The organism is Pseudomonas marincola (assembly GCF_900116605.1).
Taxonomy (GTDB): domain Bacteria; phylum Pseudomonadota; class Gammaproteobacteria; order Pseudomonadales; family Pseudomonadaceae; genus Aquipseudomonas; species Aquipseudomonas marincola.
Map to the genome: position 1 here is coordinate 13,995 of NZ_FPBC01000010.1, position 17,712 is coordinate 31,706.

17 protein-coding genes are annotated in these 17,712 nt (G+C 58.7%); 5 read left to right on the top strand and 12 right to left on the bottom strand.

Going from position 1 to position 17,712, the window contains the following annotated elements; all coding sequences use genetic code 11:
• Positions 1-40 precede the first annotated feature (40 nt).
• From BM395_RS15985 to cpaB, 9 genes are read right to left on the bottom strand one after another with little or no spacing between them, the layout of a single operon-like run.
• Positions 41-2,116, bottom strand: a complete 2,076-nt coding sequence (locus BM395_RS15985) for a pilus assembly protein TadG-related protein (protein WP_090513630.1) — start codon at positions 2,114-2,116, stop codon at positions 41-43.
• Positions 2,117-2,118: 2 nt separating this feature from the next.
• On the bottom strand, positions 2,119-2,394 hold the full coding sequence (locus BM395_RS15990) for a DUF3613 domain-containing protein (RefSeq protein ID WP_244528994.1): 276 nt from the start codon (positions 2,392-2,394) through the stop codon (positions 2,119-2,121).
• Complete coding sequence (locus BM395_RS15995) at positions 2,394-3,146, bottom strand: tetratricopeptide repeat protein (protein WP_090513633.1); 753 nt, start codon at positions 3,144-3,146, stop codon at positions 2,394-2,396. The genes BM395_RS15990 and BM395_RS15995 overlap by 1 nt, the downstream gene beginning before the upstream one ends.
• Complete coding sequence (locus BM395_RS23455; protein ID WP_212633027.1) at positions 3,143-4,045, bottom strand: type II secretion system F family protein; 903 nt, start codon at positions 4,043-4,045, stop codon at positions 3,143-3,145. Before BM395_RS23455 ends, BM395_RS15995 begins: the two co-directional genes overlap by 4 nt.
• Entirely contained in the window at positions 4,046-4,927 is an 882-nt protein-coding gene (locus BM395_RS23460; RefSeq protein ID WP_212633028.1) for a type II secretion system F family protein, read from the bottom strand.
• On the bottom strand, positions 4,924-6,195 hold the full coding sequence (locus BM395_RS16005) for a TadA family conjugal transfer-associated ATPase (RefSeq protein WP_069902526.1): 1,272 nt from the start codon (positions 6,193-6,195) through the stop codon (positions 4,924-4,926). The genes BM395_RS23460 and BM395_RS16005 overlap by 4 nt, the downstream gene beginning before the upstream one ends.
• Positions 6,192-7,382: a CpaE/TadZ family protein gene (locus BM395_RS16010; RefSeq protein ID WP_069902525.1), complete on the bottom strand. Its 1,191-nt coding sequence runs from the start codon at positions 7,380-7,382 to the stop codon at positions 6,192-6,194. The genes BM395_RS16005 and BM395_RS16010 overlap by 4 nt, the downstream gene beginning before the upstream one ends.
• Before the next feature lie 7 nt (positions 7,383-7,389).
• Positions 7,390-8,637, bottom strand: coding sequence for a type II and III secretion system protein family protein (locus BM395_RS16015; RefSeq protein WP_090513637.1), 1,248 nt, complete (start codon positions 8,635-8,637; stop codon positions 7,390-7,392).
• A gap of 19 nt (positions 8,638-8,656) precedes the next feature.
• Positions 8,657-9,601 (bottom strand): Flp pilus assembly protein CpaB, encoded by a 945-nt coding sequence (gene cpaB, locus BM395_RS16020; RefSeq protein WP_090513640.1) that lies wholly within the window; start codon positions 9,599-9,601, stop codon positions 8,657-8,659.
• 334 nt (positions 9,602-9,935) lie between these two features.
• On the opposite strand from cpaB, the gene BM395_RS16025 reads away from it, so the two are divergent.
• Both BM395_RS16025 and BM395_RS16030 read left to right on the top strand, forming a co-directional pair.
• A complete protein-coding gene (locus tag BM395_RS16025; RefSeq protein WP_090513643.1) occupies positions 9,936-10,133 on the top strand; it encodes a Flp family type IVb pilin in 198 nt (65 codons plus the stop codon).
• Between the two features lie 61 nt (positions 10,134-10,194).
• Positions 10,195-10,605 (top strand): response regulator, encoded by a 411-nt coding sequence (locus BM395_RS16030; RefSeq protein ID WP_069902521.1) that lies wholly within the window; start codon positions 10,195-10,197, stop codon positions 10,603-10,605.
• 102 nt (positions 10,606-10,707) lie between these two features.
• Here BM395_RS16030 and BM395_RS16035 read toward each other — a convergent pair whose 3' ends face one another.
• On the bottom strand, positions 10,708-12,387 hold the full coding sequence (locus tag BM395_RS16035) for a ShlB/FhaC/HecB family hemolysin secretion/activation protein (RefSeq protein WP_090513646.1): 1,680 nt from the start codon (positions 12,385-12,387) through the stop codon (positions 10,708-10,710).
• A 90-nt stretch (positions 12,388-12,477) separates the two neighbouring features.
• Entirely contained in the window at positions 12,478-14,202 is a 1,725-nt protein-coding gene (locus BM395_RS16040) for a collagen-like triple helix repeat-containing protein (RefSeq protein WP_090513649.1), read from the bottom strand.
• Positions 14,203-14,550: 348 nt separating this feature from the next.
• Between BM395_RS16040 and BM395_RS16045 the strand changes: the two genes are divergently transcribed.
• The gene (locus BM395_RS16045; protein ID WP_069902518.1) at positions 14,551-15,000 is read left to right on the top strand and encodes a DMT family transporter; all 450 of its coding nucleotides are present in this window, start codon (positions 14,551-14,553) and stop codon (positions 14,998-15,000) included.
• Here the strand turns inward: BM395_RS16045 and BM395_RS16050 are convergent.
• Positions 14,984-15,283, bottom strand: a complete 300-nt coding sequence (locus BM395_RS16050) for a hypothetical protein (RefSeq protein ID WP_090513653.1) — start codon at positions 15,281-15,283, stop codon at positions 14,984-14,986. The two genes, BM395_RS16045 and BM395_RS16050, sit on opposite strands and share 17 nt — an antisense overlap.
• Between BM395_RS16050 and BM395_RS16055 the strand changes: the two genes are divergently transcribed.
• Both BM395_RS16055 and BM395_RS16060 read left to right on the top strand, forming a co-directional pair.
• Positions 15,282-16,769 carry a SulP family inorganic anion transporter gene (locus BM395_RS16055; RefSeq protein WP_069902516.1) on the top strand — a complete coding sequence of 496 codons (1,488 nt, stop codon included), beginning with the start codon at positions 15,282-15,284 and terminating at the stop codon, positions 16,767-16,769. The two genes, BM395_RS16050 and BM395_RS16055, sit on opposite strands and share 2 nt — an antisense overlap.
• Before the next feature lie 58 nt (positions 16,770-16,827).
• Entirely contained in the window at positions 16,828-17,679 is an 852-nt protein-coding gene (locus BM395_RS16060) for a universal stress protein (protein ID WP_069902515.1), read from the top strand.
• The last annotated feature ends 33 nt before the right edge of the window (positions 17,680-17,712 follow it).

A 17,712-nucleotide genomic window follows, 5' to 3' on the forward strand; every position in this document is an offset into this window, starting at 1 on the left:
CGAGTGTCTGGGCAGCGATCCTGCCCACAGCTCAATCCATTCATAGCAGCAACTCCGCCCGACCACGGCCGCCGCAACTCAGATTGGCGCCGACATCCGCCTTCGCCAGATCAATCCCCAGGCTATTCGTCAGCTGACTCAGCACCGGATCGAGCAGTGGCGCCAACAGGCCGTCGATAAGCCCTTCGACACTGCTCAACACGCCATTGATTGCTGAGACGCCAGTGGTCAAAAGGCCGCCCAGAATCCCGCTCTGATTGCTGGTGTAGGGCTCGATCTCGACGCCCGACAATGCGCCGCCAAGGCTATCGAGAATATCGTTATTGGCATTAACCGCAATGAAGTTGGCCGGTAAACCAAGCTCGGGCAATTGCTCAGCATCGGGCGCACTGAAGGTCAGGGTTTGCGAGTCCGCGACTACTGAACTGTCGACTTTCAAGCCGAAGCCGGACTTGACTATAAAATCCGCAGCGCTCCGATCTTCGACCCATGTATTGGCACCGACCTTCCACTTGAGGTCAAAGCAAAACAGCAACGTACAACTTGATGGACGCCCAACCTGAGTACCCAGCGCCAGCACGGATGCTGGGGCGACTACTGGCAGCTGATTCGATGAGAACACGGCGTTCTTAGCATCTGTCGCAGTTTTGCCGAAGCTCCCTAACCGCAGGTTTACAGCAGAGGTCGCCGCATCTACCAGCAACGATTTACTGCCATCTGCAGAGCAGCTGTAATCGGTGACGCGCGCATCGGCTGAGCCGAGGTCCAGCCCGATATCCAGCCGCTCCGAGCCAAGTAATTTAGCGTAGGCGAAGTCGCCAGTCTTACAGGTTTCATTGAGACAGCCTAACGAGCTCAGCAGATCACCCAACCCGCTAACCAAATTCAGGCTCAACGCATCTCTTAAAAAACCGGTAACAGGTCCCAAGCTCGAAGTGACGGTATTGACCAAACCGCTGACTACGCCGCCATTAACCGGCAGCGCCACGCTGACCAGCGCGCGCACTTGCGCTGAACGCACATAGATTTGATCGGGGCCTTCGGGGTCGAGGCTGGCCAGTTCGGGATCACCAATCGCCGACAACTGCGGCGGCTCAATCACCTTCACTTGCAAGGTAACCCCGGCCACACCCGGAACGCTGATAGGCAAAGTGGCCACTGCTGCATTCTGGCTGTTGGCCAGTTGCACGATGCCCTGCACCAACTGCAAGGCATTCAAATTCATCGCCAGCCCCGAGACTGGCAAACCACTCTGCATATTCAACAAATCGCCCAGCATCAGCAGGTCGCCTCCCGGCACCGCCGCAGCCAGTAACTCGAGCCCGGCTATCGCCGCATCGGCATCGGCGGTGCGTGCATCGAGTTGCAATGCAGTCGCCGCCACATCCAGCAACGCGCCAGCGCTGACGCCGGTATCAAGTACCGACTGGTAGTCACCAATTGTCAGGCCCTGATCAAGCGCCAGTTGATCGAGGTAACCGAGCAGGTCGATATCGGTATTAGCCAGCCCTTGCCAGCCCGACACATCAAGATTCACCGAACCGCCGAGCAAGCCCGAGAACAGCGTGTTGAGCAATGCCGACTGGGCTGAGTCGACGCTCACCAAACTGGTGCGCAAGGTCAGTTGCGCCAATGGATTGCTCACTCCGGCAGTCGCCGTTGCAGACAACTGAACGTTATTGCCGAACCACCCGCCCAGCACCAGACTGGCGGGCACGGTATGCGCGACAGCGACCTGAATCGCGCGACCATCGGCGTCTGCCGTGAATTGCCGGTGGCCAGCCACGGTCGTCACGTTGCCGCACACCGCGCTCAGGCTGCGTGCGCTATCAAGGCTGAAATTATTGCGCGCGGAGGCATTTTGCTCGGCGTAAGTTTGCGCAGTGGTTGGGGCATTGCCCAGGCAATTACCGCCACGGGCCGCTGCTTCCAGCGCTGCCATATCCGCGATGCGTTGCACACTGCGTTTTTCCATGTATAGCCTGCCGCTATCCACCGCGAGCATCAGAAAACCCAGCACCAGAATCAGCAAAAGCGTCGCCATCAGACCAATAGCGCCGCGCTGCGCAGACTTATTGCGCAGGCTAAAGGCGACTGATCGTGACGAAACTGTCATGGCTAATCGCTGCCCATGTCGTCTTGCTTCTGCTCGAAGAACTCGGGGATGGGGTGCTGATAACTGTCCAGCCAACGCTGGTAACTGCGCTCGCGCTCGGCCGAAGTCAGCACTTGTTTATGGTTTGAAGCGGCCGCACCGTCCCGCTGAATAGCCAGCCAGCTTTCCGCCTGTGAAGCGACTTGCCGCTGTTCGCGAGGCTGTGGTTGAACCGTCTCCGCCGCCCCGGCTGCCAGACAAGCACTGCTGATGATCACTGCCATAAGTATCCGTTGCATTACTCCACTCCCTGTTCAATCTGTACGGCGGCCTGTTGCAGCCCGGCAACTGCGTTGGGTTGCGCGGCGTTGTTATCTCCCAGCTGGACCGGGGCGCTGGAATTGCCCCGCAGCTCACGCGCCCGGGCCTCGGCTTCACGCACCTGATCGGCGCTCAGAGAAAAGCGCGAGGCCAGCTCGCCGGCCTCTTGCCACATGTTTTCATAGAACATCAGCGCCGTGAGATTTAGCGCTGGCAGCGTGTCGGCTCGGCTCAGTTCAATAGCCGTGAGAAACTCGAAACGCGCCTCGTCGGTGCGCCCCAGATGCATCAGCACCACGCCCAAATCGTTACGCACCTGCGCATCGGTTGGCATCATGCGCGCTGCTGTCTGCATGCGCTGCAAGCCTTCCTCTGTATCGCCGCTGGCTACTGCCAGTTGGCCCAGACCATGTTCACCGGCACCCGCCAAGCAGGTTCCGGCAAGGCTTTGATAAAGCGCCTGCGCCTCTGGGCGACCGATCTTGCGCATGATTTTGGCTTCTGCCAGACGCACTTCCGGAGCGTCTTGCGCCATGCCTTGCAGATTGGCCAGCGCCGCGTACAAGCGCCCTTCATCGACCATCTGCCGAGCCAGATTGAGGTTCAGCTCATGCTCGTTGTCTGGCGTGGCGCTGCAACTGGCGCCGCCGTCATAACCCTGAGTAAGCGGCTTCAACGCACAGCCAGTAAGGGCTATTGTCATGATCGCGACTGCACAGACCGATTTCATCCGATACCTCCAAGGGCACGCCCGATTGCACTCAAGCCGGGACCGGCCAAAACGATTAACAAGGCGGGGAACAGGAACACCATCATCACCACGCTCAACTTGCCGGACAGGGTCGAGATGTATTCCTGCAAACGCGTCAGACGCCGATCGTCGAGCACCTTTTTCAACGCCAGCAACGAACTCATCGCCCCGCCGCCCTGCCGAATCAGCTGACAGAGAATGGTTACGCAATCGGAGAACTCATCGACTTCGAGCAAGCGCCCCAGTTGTTGCAGTTCGCTCGCCAGATCCAAGCCGGAATCGACACGTTTGAGCATGCCGTTGAGCTCACGGGTGAGTGCCGGTAACAAGGCCCGACTCTCCTGCCCGAGCACCCGCAACGCTTGCTCGACAGTAAGGCCGGCATCGAACAGGATGCGCAGCAACGGTAGAAATACCGAGACCTCATCGGCCAATTGCTTTTGCCGGCGAGCCGCGACCACGGCCAGCACACGCTTGGGCAGCAAGTAACCGCAACCCGCGGCGAGCAGCAAGATCACCCACACCGGCTCAACGGGCTTGCTCAGCAGCGATTGGACAAGCGCAGCCAAGGCCAGCATCAGCAGCGGTGAGAGTAATTGCAGGGCAAAAAATCGGGCGCGCTGACGGGTGCGGCGCCAGCCGATACGACTCAGCAATTGCTGGGTTTCACCATCCAGACTGAACACTCGCCGCCCCAGACGGCTGCCGGCGAACTGTTGCAGCCAGCGCTCACGAGACGGCTCATGGTGTTGCGCGAACCGCTGCGAACCGAGCAATCGTTTGGCGACCCGATGCTGGATCTGCCGTTCACGCGCCAGATTGATGACCAAAAGCGCTGTGGCCATCAGCAGCAAGACAGTCATCACCAGCCAGGCCATTTATATACTCCTCAGCATGCGCCACATCAGCACGCAGCCAATCACCTGCATGCAGAACGCGGTAATCAACATTTTCTGGCCGCTGGCCTCGGTCCACAGACTCATCAAATAACCGGGATTGACGGCCATGATGTAAGCCGCCAACGCCACTGGCAAAGCAGCCAACACCAGCGCAGTGAGCCGGGTTTCACCGGTCATGGCGCGCAGTTGACGGGCAATCTGTTCGCGCTCCTGAATCACCTTAATCAGGCTGGCGAGCAACTCGATGGCACTGCCGCCGTGGCGCTGATTGACCTTCACCCCAAGGGCCAGAATGCGCAGCTCCTCCTGCTCATACAACTCGGCGACGTCATCCAGTGATTTGGCCAGATCCACGCCTAGTCGAATGTCGCGCGGCACCCGCGACAGCGCTCCCTGCAATGGCTGCGGCGACGCCTCGATAGCGTGGATAATGCCGTCGCCCAGCGTGCGTCCGGTTTGCAGGCTACGCATTACCTGATCCAGCATCGCCGGTAACTGCTGGACGATGCGCCGCAAGCGTTTGCGATAGCGAAAACTCAGCACCACGCGAAGCACCAACGGCGGCACCAGCAGCGCCAGCAACAGCAGCATCCAGCCGCCCACCGAGGCGCCGAGCAATATCGCCAAAAGCCAGACAACGACGACCAGAGCCAGTTTGTCCTTGGGCACGCTCAACCCGGCACGCAAAAACATGCGCTCAACATAGGACCAATACGTGCTGGCCGCAGGCGCTTCCTGACGCTGGCCAAGGCGCTCCAACACCCGCTGGGTGCGGGCTTGTTTCCAGCCATGCCGGAACATGACCACCGCTAGCAAGGCCATTACCAGGCTAATCGAGCCAAGCAACAGCAGCGGTTTCATAACGCGTTCCGCCAGGCAGCTTGCAGTTTGTGTCCGGCCGGGTTGTGCGCTTCGCGGTTGAACCGGCCGCTCGCACGATCCAGGCTGAACAGGGTGTTGGTCACGTAGACATCGTCCCGCACGCCAACCACTTCAACCACTTCGCTGATGCAGCGGCGGCCATTGGGCAGACGGGTAAGCTGGATAACCACATCGAGCGCGGCGCAGATCATCTGGCGTAATGTGCGCTCGGCAATCTGCCGGCCCGACAAACCCACCAGCGTCTCCAACCGCAACAGCGCATCCTGCGCGCTGTTGGCGTGCACCGTGCTCATCGAACCGTCGTGACCGGTGTTCATCGCCTGCAGCACATCGATCACTTCGGCGCCGCGAATCTCACCGAGAATAATCCGGTCGGGGCGCATCCTTAGGGCGTTACGGATCAACGCACAGGACGGCACTTCACCGTGCCCTTCGGCATTCGGCGGGCGGGTTTCCAGACGCACGACGTGCGGGTGGTTGAGTTGCAATTCCGCAGTATCTTCAATGGTTACCAGACGCTCGTGGCTGTCGATCAGCAAGCTCATGACATTCAACAGCGTGGTCTTGCCGGTCCCCGTGCCGCCGCTGACCATGATGTTGCAGCGCTGGGCAACGGCCATGTTGATGAACTGCAGGATGCTTTCATCGAGCGTTTGATAGGCCAGCAGGTCGGCGCTCTTGAGCACATCCTTATGAAATTTACGCACTGAAATGCACGGGCCATCCAATGCGATTGGCGGAATGATCGCGTTAACCCGGCTGCCATCGGGCAAGCGCGCATCGACCATTGGCGACGACTCATCGAGCCGCCGTCCCAAGGGCGCGAGAATACGCTGAATCACCCGGTGCACATGCTGGTCGTCAATAAATCGCAGGTCACTCTGGTACAGCACACCTGCACGCTCGATGAAGATGCGATCCGGCCCGTTAACCAGAATCTCGCTGACCGAGGCATCGTGCAGCAACACCTCAAGCGGGCCGAACCCGGTCAATTCATCGACCAGTTCTTCGGCCAAGCGCTCGATCTCGTATCGCGAAACCGGCAAGTGATGGCGGTTGATGTAATCCACCACCTGATCGGTGACGAAGCGCGAAACCGACGGACGCGGGCCTTCAAGAATATTCACTTGCTCATCGTCGATCGAATCAATGATGTAGCGGTGCAACGTCAGCTTGAGACCGCGGCTGTCCTGTTCGGTATCCGCGGTGTAGCGAACGGCTCCGCCAAACAGCGCCTCGCCGCTCATGCCAGTTCCTCCTGCTCACGCCGCTCAGCCTGTTTCCAGGGCCAACGCCAGGCCGAACTTTTTTTGCGTCGGTCCGCCAACCGACAGCCCAACTGCTTGAGGCTTTGCGAAAGACGATCACGCGGGGCAATCTCAAACAGGCTGCGGCCCTGATTACGCGCATTCATGCGCAACTCAGGGTTGAACGGCAGGGTCTCAATCACCGGCAAACCGAACGACTTGCCCAGCGTCGGGCTGTCCGGTGCCACGTTGCGCAGAAACCGATCAACCAACAGGCTTGCGTGTGCCAGTTTCATTCCGCTCTCGCGCCACTGTTCCAGCAGCTCGATATTGCGCTGGCAACTCGGCACATTCTGGTCGCTGCACCAGAGCAATTGCTCCGCGTGGGTGGCAAACCAGCGCAAGGCTTCGCTGTCCGGCTGGCCGGCGAGATTAACCACGATGTGCTGAAAATGCTGGCGCAAAGTGCCCATCAGCAGATACAGCTCGGCGGCACTGACTTTTTCGAGCGTTTGCTCTTGCTCAGTCAGCGAGAGCACACGCAGGCCGCCGCGTGTTTCGCAGAAGGCGCTGTCAATCAGGCTGGAGTCGAGCCTGCGCAAATTGCGCAGGGCATCACTGAAGTTGAACGATGACTCCAGCGCAAACAGACCGAGGCTCTCGCCATAGGGCAAGCCCAGATCCAGCAACAAGGTGCGCCGGCCATTTTGTTCAATGGCCAGCGCCAAATGGGCGGCCAGCATGCCGGCGTCGGCATCTTGCTGGCGGCAATAAAGCACGCTGAGTTTGCCCCTGTCAGCACTTGGCTGCAGATTCGGCATGCGCTTGCTCATATGCCGCACCAGCCCCGTCACTTCACTGGTGCGCGCACCGTAAGCGATAAAGTCGCGGGCACCGGCACGCATGGCGCTGAGCACCAACTGATTGTCCAGGCCATCTCCCAGCGCAATCACCGCCAGCATCGGTTTGGCCGCCAACACGCCTTCAATCAGCGCGCTCTGGCTCATCAGATTGTCGCGGTCGAGACCGACAAAAAGCAGACCGGCGCCGGTCACATCAACCAACGCGAGCAACTCGTCGAGCGCGCCCTGCCCGGCCTGCAACACATGCCCGAGGCTGCTGAGCGATCCTTGCAACCATTCAAGATCAGCTGAGTTACGGGTGAGGGCAAGAAATGTCTGACTCATGCGAACCTCACTGGGACAGACCGGAACGGCGGTCGAAACGACCGTTTTCGAACAGGTACATCTTGAAAAAATTCGGGTCGTAGTTGCGCAGACCTTCGCCCGGCAACTCTGGCAGGCGCGCATCGGCGGCCAACGGCTGAACCAGATGCGGGGTGACAATCATCAGCAGCTCACTGTCTTCTCTATCTATCTGCGTCGAGCGGAACAATGCGCCCAACACCGGGATGTCACCCAAGCCCGGAAACTTATCCACAGCGGCGCTATTGCGGCTGCTGATCAAGCCGCTGATGACGAAACTTTCACCGTCGGCCAGGGTGATGCTGGTATCGGTGCGGCGCACATTCAGAGCCGGCACCGCAGTGCCGGCAATTCTGACGCCGGCGTTAAAGTCCAGCTCGCTGACTTCTGGCGCCACCTTGAGATTGATCCGACTGGAACCTACAACAGTCGGCGTCAGCGTCAGGCGCACGCCGTACTCCTTGTACTCGATGCCAATGTTCTCGCCATTGCCGCTGGGTACCGGAATCGGAAACTCGCCACCGGCAAGAAAACTCGCGCTCTGCCCGCTCAGGGCCACCAGGCTGGGCTTGGCCAGGGTGTAGGCGAAACCGCTGTTTTCCAGCGCGTTGATAATCCCCAACACCTTGCTGCTGCCGCCGCCCCAGACAATATTGAAGCCGCCATTGACCAACGGAATACTCGCGTTGATGCCGCCGACCTGTCCCGGTGAAACATTGATCCCGCCCGTGGTGCCCGGCGCGCCAAACAGGAAGTTGTTGGAGCCGGTGCCGAATATCGAGGTGCTCGCTTGCTTCATCTTGCCGCGACTGACTTCCACAAAGCGGATATCGGTCTGAACTTGCGCAATGGGTAGCGTGTCGATCAGCGCTGGAGTGGCCTGCCCGAGCGCTCCGGTTGCCAGGCCCTGGACGTAAACCATGCTGCGCCGTGGCTCGTTGCTGCAGGCTGTCCAGACCATCAAGCTGGTGGTGCCGGCTTTCTTGCCGACAATCAGAAAACCATCGCGTCCGGTCAAGCTGACATCGGCCACGGCCGGATCACCGACGGCCATGCGCTTGATCGAAACCGGGTACTGCAATTGCTGCTGTGTGCCCTGAGCCACTTCGAGCACCGCGGGTGCAGGTTGCAATGTCGAGCATGCCGAAGGAGTTGCCGCCATTGCAGTTGAGTTGAGCAAAGCACCTATGACCACAGATCCCACACCACCTACGATCCGACTGCTGATACAGACCATGCTTTAACGTCCTTGTCAGTTATGGGGCTTGCCAGGTGCTTTGCACACCACGATAAATTTCTATTTTCGGCGAGGTTGCCACTGCACGCGGGCGTGGCTTTGCGGCCACGCCCGGTTGCGGCGCTACCTGACTTGCGAGTTTGTCCAGCGGGATCAGGCTGCGGGTTTGCTCATTCAGCGCGACCAGCGTGGTTTCGCCATCCAGATAACGCTTCTGCAATTGCTCATCGGCGCTGCGCACCGCCAGACGCAAAGTGCCTGCCTGGCTCGCCAGCAGCAGGCGCGTGACCAGTTGCTCAGGCACTGCCAGCACAGCCGTACGCGCGGGTTTCTCGCGAGTCTTTTTATCGTCGTCGGTTTTGCTTTGAGTCGCGTGGCCTTCGTTGCTCGGGCCGAGGGTTTTGCCCATGCTCAACAAACGCACGGCGGGCAGCGCAACCTGAGCGGTACGCAAGCGTTGGTCGCCGTCTTCCTGCATGAACAGCAACACATCAACGAAGTCGCCTGGACGCAGATAACCGCCGCCGCCAACTACCTCGTCGACCGGCACCGCAACGGCGCGTTCATTGGGACGAATCATTTGCGCCAGCGGGCCACCGGCTTCAAAACTGGCCTGATCCAGCCAATCACCTGGCGGAATTGGATTCCAGGCCTTGCGACCAACGACTTCTTCGATGCTGGAAAAGCTACCGGCCGGCGCAACTTGCAGCTGCTCAATCGCCAGATCTTCGGCAACCACCGGCACAAACGGTGAGATTTCACGCACGGCCACAACCACCGGCGAACGTTTAACGTCGTCCGCGAGTTTGCTGACGCGCTGCGTGACTGGCGACACTGCAGGCGCGCTGTTTGCGGCAACGCTCTCGGTGGCAGGTGGCGAACTCATTACCACCCCCCAATACCCCGCAGCAACAGCGCCCAGCAACATCACTGCAGCCAATGCCATGGTTACCCGGCTATCCATTTCGGCCTACTCCCTTGCCCTGAAACTCAGAGCAGCCAGCCTCGATAGGCGGCGGCTCTACAACGAATCACTGGCGCTGCCGGAAGGTCAGTTGCACAAGCCTTCGCAGCTAACCAACGTGCATCGCCAATACCTGACTGGCTCAGCATTACAACGGTCTTGCTGCATTGTTAACTTGAACAAAAGCGAATCGCCACTAGGCACTTACAACTATTTCCAAACGACTATATACAAAGTAATAGTCATTGCTGATTAGTCATATTTAATGATTGAAGCGTTGAACTTTCTGATCAAACCTGAGATCGCCAACACATCCTCACGCAAGGAGATTGCGATGTCCCTTAATGATGCAATGCTGAAAGTTTATATATTCCTGAAAAACAATGAAGGCGCCTCGGGGATCGAGTACGCAATCATTGCGGCAATGGTTGCTGTTGTTTTAGCTGTGTTCATACCGGACATCAGCTCGAGCATCACTTCAATATTCACGTCAATAAAAAATGAGCTATCGTCTGCGGCCAACCCCGCATAAGTAAATACACTTAAAAATTAACACCACTTGCATTCATTAGTTTAAGAACTAAGGAATCAATATGTCCTCGAAGTTAGCAACCCGCCAGACGATTCTTCTGGTCGACGATGAACAGGACATTCTTCTTGAATTGGCCGAGATGCTCGAGCTCGAAGGGTATCGCTGTATCCTGGCCAATTCGGTTGCTCAAGCCTTTGAGCAACTCAGCCAGCATCCTGATATTGCGCTGATCATCACGGATCTGCGTATGCCCGAAGAAAGCGGGCTGCGCTTGATTCAGCAGCTGCGCGCTCGCAGCAGCCGCAAACAACTCCCGGTGATTGTGGCGTCAGGCCACGCCGACATGAATGACGTGATCGACACCATGCGCCTGCAAGCAGTCGATTTCTTCATCAAGCCGATTTACCACGAGCGCCTGCTCGAAAGCATCGAGCGCCTGTTCCCCTCCACGCTCTTGCACCTGGCCAAGTAAGCCCCCCCCCACAACGCCTGTTGCGCCGCAGAAACAGCCCACTCCCGCAATTGATCAACCTGTTTGAGCACCGTGCAATTGCTGCACGGTGCTGATCTGGCCTTACAGCTGGTAGCTGAAACTGAGGTTGATGCGCGGGTCGCGGCTGCGGCTGTCGAGGGCGATATCAGACATTGGCTTGGCCACTTCCAGCGAGACGTTGTAGTAACGCGCATCACCGAAACGCAGGCCCAATGCCGCCGAGGACAACTTAGACTCAGGCAACTGCGAGGCATTGAAACGCGTACGCGCCGCGTCAATTACGGCGTAGGGTTGCATCAACCGCAGCCAGTTACTGTCTCGCGTGAAGCTGTAGTTGAGCTCGTAGGACGCGCCCCAGCCTTTATCGCCCGATGCCTGATCGCCTGGGTAGCCACGGGCAAAGTTCTGGCCGCCAAACACCGCTTGCTCGGCATCCGGCAGCGAGTCATCACTCCAGTACAGCGCCGCCGAGACAACGCCCTGCAGCGCCACCGTGTACTTGTCACTCTGCACCCCGGAAACGCGCAGGCGGAAGAAGTCCAGGTCGATTAACGGGTTGTCCGTTTCTGCGCCCCAGCTGTCGATGCCCTGATACAGGCCGCCGCTGAGAATGCGCAATTGCGACTCGTCAGCCTGACGCCAGTCCGCCTCAAGTGCCAATGCACGCATCTCGGTGTTGCTCTCAAAACTCAGCGGATAACCGACAACGTCGAACTCAGTTTTGTCGTCCACCGCATAAACCCGCGCGGTAGTGCCCAGCCAATGATTGGGCGAGGCGATCCATGGATGGCTCAAGCCAACGGATACCCGCTGATTGTCACGTTTGTTGCGCAGCTCAATGCCATTGCCCAGATTAATCCGCTCGCTTGGCTCACTCGAATAGGTCGAGCCAAACAAGCTCAACTGCGTGCCTTCAGTACCAATGAACTGCGAGTAATCGAGCCTGTAGTAACGCTCGTCATCTTCGCCCGGCGGGAACAGCGCGCTCAGGGTGACCTGCTCAGCGAAGGAAGTCTGTGAATTACTGCTGGCAGACACTACCGCTTGCAGCTCATCGCGGCTGCTATCACTCAAGTTGAGGCTGCTGGTGAAGGGCTTGCGCGATGCGCTGGCGATCAGGTGACTGGCGCCGTCGGTGGTGCCTGGCGGCGGGACCTGAGCTTGCAGGGTTACGCCCGGAATCATGCTCATGAGTGTGGTGTAACGCTCGAATGTTTTGCGCGTGAGTGGGCGTTCGGCTTCGATTTTGGCCATCAACTGCTCAACGTAGCTTGCGACCGAACCCAGGTCGCCGCGCAACTCGCTGTCTTTAACGTAACCCTCAACCAGCACGACGCGAATCTGGCCCTGAGTAAAGTCCTGCGGCGGCAAGTAGGCGTACGAGAGCAGATAACCATCAGCCTGATAACGCTGGGTGATCTTGCGGGTGGCCTTGATAAGGTCTGCCAATTTTACGCTGCGCCCAATCAAAGGCTGATAGACCGCCGCCAGCTCCTCCAGCGAGTAAACCGTACCGCCCTCGATCCCGATGCCGCGCACCTCCACCGGAGTACTCATCAGCAAGGCTTGCTGCGGTGAGTCCGCCGCCGGCTCAGGCAACTTCATGTCGACCGAAGACGGGCGATAGGCGTCGGCCGGCAAGTTGGGCAGCGGCAGATTCTGCTGATTGTCATTGCTATTAAGAAATCCGGGCAATTGCTGCGCCATAACGCTTTGAGCGCAAACCAACCCCAGTGCAGACATAACGACTAAAGCGCGCATAGGACACTCCCTGACCAAACTGCTGACACGTTTTTATGCAAAAAAAAGCGCGCCGGGTCAGCATGAAGCCCGGCGCGAAAGGGAACACCATTACTTGCGGAGCAAGCCTTGCAACCCTCCCAGCAAACCACCGCGCTGCGAACCGCCTGTTTGCGTGGCATCGGCAACACCGCCGTTCAGCACACCCGAGCCAGTACCTCCCGTGGCGCCATTGACCAGCGTGCCTGCCTGTCCGACTGTTTGACCGACAGTGCCGAGCGTTGAACCCACCTGACTGATAACCGGATTGGGGGTCCCCGCATTGATTTGGTTGCCCAGGCTGGTCACCACACCGCCCACCTGATTAAGCAAGCCGCTGACTGGCGCGCCGAGCTGGGTTGCCGCTCCGACCTTCTGAGTCAAACCGCCCACTGTATTCACCACCGGCGTTACTGCCGTTCCGAGCGAACTGGTTACCGCGGCCAATGGCGCCCCAGCGCTGGTGTTCGGCGCGCCAGTTCCACCAACCAGCGTGCCCAGCGATGCAACTGTGCCGCCCACCGCTGCGGCGTTCACTCCGGCAGACCCGAGCACCGCATTGTTGGTCCCTGCGGTGAGGCCGCTGCCTACACCTGCAACCACACCGCCGACTGTTTCAACCACGCCAAACACCGGCGTACCCAACTTGGTTTTATCGGCAACGCTATTGGTCAGCCCGCCCACCGTTGTTGTCAGCGCACCCAGACCATTGGCGGCCAGAGGCGCGCCGGACTCATTGGTTTCCGAGGTTTGCAGGTATCCACCAGAAACCCCGAGCGTGCCGCCGACATTAGCCAGTGCGCCGCCAACGGTATTGGTCAACGGATTGCCATTGCCCGCGCCAATCACCTTGCCGCCCACCACGGCGAGCGTGTTGCCGGCTTTATCCAACACCTGATCAACTGGCGTACCTAGCTTGGTGGTATGACCCGCCTGCTGGGTTGTGCCTTCAACTATTCGGATGACCGGCACCAGCAGATCGTTGCTTACCGAGTCGGTCAGATCACCCAACGGGCCTTGAGTCGTCACTTGGCTCAGCGTGTCACCCAGCATGCTGACGCGCTCACCGGTGCCATCGACCAAGTTGCCAACGTGGGTGACCACGCCGCCAACCAGAGGCAACCGCTGTATTTTTTCGCTGCCACCCACGGCGGCAAGAGAGGCGCCAACGCTTGATACGCCCTGCCCCAGATCGTTAGTCGCAGTGCCAACGCTCGCCGCCGTAACACCGAGTGAATTGTTGCCGGTGCCCAATTGGCCAAGCCCGTCATTAAGGCCATCGCCCACCGAACTAACCGCGTTGCCGGTCGAGGTCACCAGATCACCGACCCCCGAGGTCAGATCGTTACTGCCCAGAACCTTGATATTTTTGACTGTTCCACCAATTTGGCTCACACCATCACCTGCCGCCGTAACCGTATCGCCCACAGTGCCTATAGTCTGGCCCGTGACGGTCGGGGTCACGGTCGATCCGGGAGGCGTTACTTCACCCGGATCGACTGGCGGCTCAGTACCACCGCCGCCGGTTCCGTCGCCACCTGTTCCGTCACCGCCAGTTCCGCCATTGCCGCCAGTCCCAGCTGTGCCGCCCGAAGTATCGGTGCCCCCCGTTGCACCAGTACCGCCGTTTGTACCGTCGGTTCCATCGGTTGCAGTGCCATCAACGGCAGTACCGTCACTCGAGGCGCTGTCGACAAAGCTCTTTGATCCACCACCGCCACTGCTGCAACCTACTACTGAAACCAACATGACTAATGCGAGAGCTGTGCACGACGTGATCCGGGTTGTGTTATTCATTTTCTCAATCCTTGTAGACGCTTGAATGCAATTAACTCAATCAACAATTGCAACGTTTAATGTGTCTACATCAAAGATCAACGACTAACTGGCTACAACCCTGAACTTGGTATTAACCCTTTATATATCCTGCATAAATTCCGAGCACAATAATTACAAAGTTATAATACCTACTCATTGTATTTCGTCTTTATTTGGCGACAACAGAACAGGAACACTCTAATTATTGGTGCCGTTATTCAAAACAATAATTTATAAACAGCCGACTCTTCGTTGTCTCACTGATTCGCGCCCCAATACTTCGCGTTTTGCGGCATAATGCGCGGCTGAAATAATCAGGAGTCAGCCATGCCCGCCCCTATCTGGTGGTTACTTGCATTGCCATTTGTCGCAGGCGCCTGCCTGCCCCTACAAGCCGGGATCAATGGCCAACTGGCCAAGCAAGTTTCCAGCGTTCTGGCCGCCTCGCTCATTTCCTTCGGGGTGGGCACCGTGGCGTTGTTCCTGCTGGTGTTGATCCAGCGCGAGCTTCCCGGTTTTGCCAGCCTCAAAGGCCTGACCTGGTGGCATTGGTGTGGCGGTTTCCTCGGTGTGATGTTTATCGCCACCGCCGCCTTCGCCGGTCCCAGAGTGGGTGCACTTCTGTTCATGGTGCTGGTGATCGCCGGGCAATTGACCATGGCCGTGACCCTGGATCACTTCGGCTGGGCTGGTTTTCGTGAAGCACCCATCAGCGCGAGCAAGGTCATTGGTTTGTTGCTGATCGTTGGCGGCATCTGGTTCATTCGTCGCGGATAACCGCCACACCCCGTATTGGCAAGGCCTGCGGGGTGATCTCAAAGATATATCGTGTTACCTTTGCCGCCTTTTTTGCACCTGCCGCGCAACGCTCGGCAGCCGCGCGAGCCTCGCCTCGCCTGTGCGGCCAGCCCGCTTGGCCATTCGCTGCGTTAAACCACCAACGTGCCTTGTGCACCTTGCGCATGGCCGCCGAGGTCAACGGCGCACCGCTAACGCTACGCTTACCCGAACCGACGTCGTGCCCACCGGCCAGGCTCACAACCATTGTGGAAAACAGCATGCTGCAGTCACTCAAGAACACCTGGTTTTTTAATTTACGCGGCGATGTCCTGGCGGGGCTGGTCGTTGCACTGGCACTGATCCCGGAAGCCATTGCGTTCTCGATCATCGCCGGCGTTGATCCCAAAGTAGGTCTGTACGCCTCTTTCTGCATTGCCGTGGTTATCGCCTTTGTCGGCGGCCGCCCGGGCATGATCTCAGCCGCCACCGGAGCCATGGCGCTGCTGATGGTGACGCTGGTCAAGGATCACGGGTTGCAGTATTTGCTGGCGGCCTCGCTGCTTTGCGGCCTCCTGCAAATCGGGGCGGGTTACCTCAAGCTTGGCTCGCTGATGCGTTTTGTTTCGCGCTCGGTGGTGACCGGCTTCGTCAACGCGCTGGCGATTTTGATTTTCATGGCGCAGCTGCCGGAACTGACTAACGTAACCTGGCATGTTTATGCCATGACCGCCGCTGGACTGGGCATTATTTACCTGTTCCCGTATGTGCCGGTGATTGGCAAGGTTATCCCGTCTCCGCTGGTGTGCATTCTCACGCTGACCGCCGTGGCCATTGCCCTGGGCCTGGACATTCGCACCGTGGGCGATATGGGCGAGTTGCCCGACACCTTGCCAATCTTCCTCTGGCCGGATGTCCCGCTGACCTTCGAAACCCTGCAGATCATCTTCCCTTACTCCGCCGCGATGGCCGTGGTGGGCCTGCTTGAGTCGATGATGACCGCGACCATTGTCGACGACCTGACCGACACCTCCAGCGACAAGAACCGCGAATGCAAGGGTCAGGGCGTAGCCAATATCGCCTCCAGCCTGCTCGGCGGCATGGCTGGTTGCGCAATGATCGGCCAGTCGGTAATCAACGTTAAGTCGGGTGGCCGTGGCCGCTTGTCGACCTTGATCGCCGGTTCGGTGCTGCTGATCATGGTGGTATTTCTGAGTGACTGGGTCAGCCAGATCCCGATGGCTGCGCTGGTGGCGGTGATGATCATGGTGTCGATCGGCACCTTTAGCTGGGACTCGATTCGTAACCTCAAGCACTACCCGCTCTCGACCAATATCGTCATGCTGGTGACCGTCGCGGTGGTGGTGTTTACCCACAATCTGGCGTTCGGGGTGCTGGCTGGCGTGCTGTTGGCGGCGATGTTCTTCGCCAACAAAATTGGCCACTTCTTGTTCATCAGCTCTGAAATTGATGCCAACGGTACGCAACGCACCTACAACATTGTCGGCCAGGTGTTCTTCTCGTCCGCCGACAAATTCATCAATGCATTTGATTTCCGCGAGGCGCTTGATAAGGTCTGTATAGACCTGTCCCGCGCACATTTCTGGGACATCACCGCCGTAGCGGCGCTCGATAAAGTGGTGCTGAAATTGCGCCGCGAAGGCACCGAAGTTGAAGTAATCGGGCTCAATCAGGCCAGCGCCACCATCGTCGACCGGTTTGGCGTGCATGACAAACCCGATGCCGTGGATAACCTGATGGGCCACTAAAAAGTCGCGAAATACGCTGCGCAGCCCGAAGCGGCTGCCAACCACAAGGACACGTCAGATGAGCCAAGTATTCGCCAGCATCGATGGATCAGCCGCAGCACCAAGCGTGTGTGATTACGCCGCATGGGCCAGCCAGCGCCTGCAAGCGCCGCTGACCCTGCTGCATATTCTCGACCGTACGCTTTATCCACAAGCGGGCGATCTCAGCGGCACTATCGGCTTGGGCAGCCGCGAGCATTTGCTGACTGAACTGGCAGCACTTGATCAGCAGCGCAGCAAGGTCGCACTTGAGGAAGGCCGGATTATTCTTCAGGCGGCGCAAAGCCGCGTGCAGGCAGCAGGCATCACTGAGCCGATGTTGCGCCAACGTCACGGCGACCTGATCGCCTGCCTCAGCGAACTCGAAAACGAGATGCGCCTGCTGGTCATCGGCCGCCAGGGCGAACGCAGTGCCAGCACCGAGCATCAGGTGGGCGGCCATCTTGAAAGCGTAATCCGCACCCTGCACAAACCGATTCTGGTGGCTGGCGACACGTTCACGGCACCCCAGCAAATCATGCTGGCGTTCGACGGCAGCGCGACTGCGCACAAGAGCGTTGAAATGCTCGCCGACAGCCCGCTAATCAAAGGTCTGCCTTGCCACTTGGTAATGGTCGGCGCAGACAGCCATGCCACGCGCGAACAACTGAAAACCGCTCAGCATCGCTTGCTCAAGACAGCCAGTGAAGTGCATCTGGCGATTGTCGCAGGCGAGGTTGAACCGGCTCTGCACGCGTATCAGGCCGAGCACAACATCGACCTGCTGGCGATGGGCGCTTATGGCCACTCAAGAATCCGTCAGTTCTTCGTCGGCAGCACCACGACCAATTTGCTCCGTTCCAGCACCAGCGCCCTGCTGATACTGCGCTAGATAACTGCGCCGCCAATCACAGCGGGCCTGTGG

What these genes read in the sequence shown, in the direction of transcription:
- BM395_RS16060 (WP_069902515.1), top strand. Translation starts at nt 16,828, where the DNA reads ATGAGCCAAGTATTCGCCAGCATCGATGGATCAGCCGCAGCACCAAGC.
- BM395_RS15990 (WP_244528994.1), bottom strand. Translation starts at nt 2,394, where the DNA reads ATGCAACGGATACTTATGGCAGTGATCATCAGCAGTGCTTGTCTGGCA.
- BM395_RS16050 (WP_090513653.1), bottom strand. Translation starts at nt 15,283, where the DNA reads ATGCTGTTTTCCACAATGGTTGTGAGCCTGGCCGGTGGGCACGACGTC.
- BM395_RS16015 (WP_090513637.1), bottom strand. Translation starts at nt 8,637, where the DNA reads ATGGTCTGTATCAGCAGTCGGATCGTAGGTGGTGTGGGATCTGTGGTC.
- BM395_RS16055 (WP_069902516.1), top strand. Translation starts at nt 15,282, where the DNA reads ATGCTGCAGTCACTCAAGAACACCTGGTTTTTTAATTTACGCGGCGAT.
- BM395_RS15985 (WP_090513630.1), bottom strand. Translation starts at nt 2,116, where the DNA reads ATGACAGTTTCGTCACGATCAGTCGCCTTTAGCCTGCGCAATAAGTCT.
- BM395_RS16035 (WP_090513646.1), bottom strand. Translation starts at nt 12,387, where the DNA reads ATGCGCGCTTTAGTCGTTATGTCTGCACTGGGGTTGGTTTGCGCTCAA.
- BM395_RS16045 (WP_069902518.1), top strand. Translation starts at nt 14,551, where the DNA reads ATGCCCGCCCCTATCTGGTGGTTACTTGCATTGCCATTTGTCGCAGGC.
- BM395_RS16030 (WP_069902521.1), top strand. Translation starts at nt 10,195, where the DNA reads ATGTCCTCGAAGTTAGCAACCCGCCAGACGATTCTTCTGGTCGACGAT.
- BM395_RS15995 (WP_090513633.1), bottom strand. Translation starts at nt 3,146, where the DNA reads ATGAAATCGGTCTGTGCAGTCGCGATCATGACAATAGCCCTTACTGGC.
- BM395_RS16025 (WP_090513643.1), top strand. Translation starts at nt 9,936, where the DNA reads ATGTCCCTTAATGATGCAATGCTGAAAGTTTATATATTCCTGAAAAAC.
- BM395_RS23455 (WP_212633027.1), bottom strand. Translation starts at nt 4,045, where the DNA reads ATGGCCTGGCTGGTGATGACTGTCTTGCTGCTGATGGCCACAGCGCTT.
- BM395_RS23460 (WP_212633028.1), bottom strand. Translation starts at nt 4,927, where the DNA reads ATGAAACCGCTGCTGTTGCTTGGCTCGATTAGCCTGGTAATGGCCTTG.
- BM395_RS16010 (WP_069902525.1), bottom strand. Translation starts at nt 7,382, where the DNA reads ATGAGTCAGACATTTCTTGCCCTCACCCGTAACTCAGCTGATCTTGAA.
- cpaB (WP_090513640.1), bottom strand. Translation starts at nt 9,601, where the DNA reads ATGGATAGCCGGGTAACCATGGCATTGGCTGCAGTGATGTTGCTGGGC.
- BM395_RS16005 (WP_069902526.1), bottom strand. Translation starts at nt 6,195, where the DNA reads ATGAGCGGCGAGGCGCTGTTTGGCGGAGCCGTTCGCTACACCGCGGAT.
- BM395_RS16040 (WP_090513649.1), bottom strand. Translation starts at nt 14,202, where the DNA reads ATGAATAACACAACCCGGATCACGTCGTGCACAGCTCTCGCATTAGTC.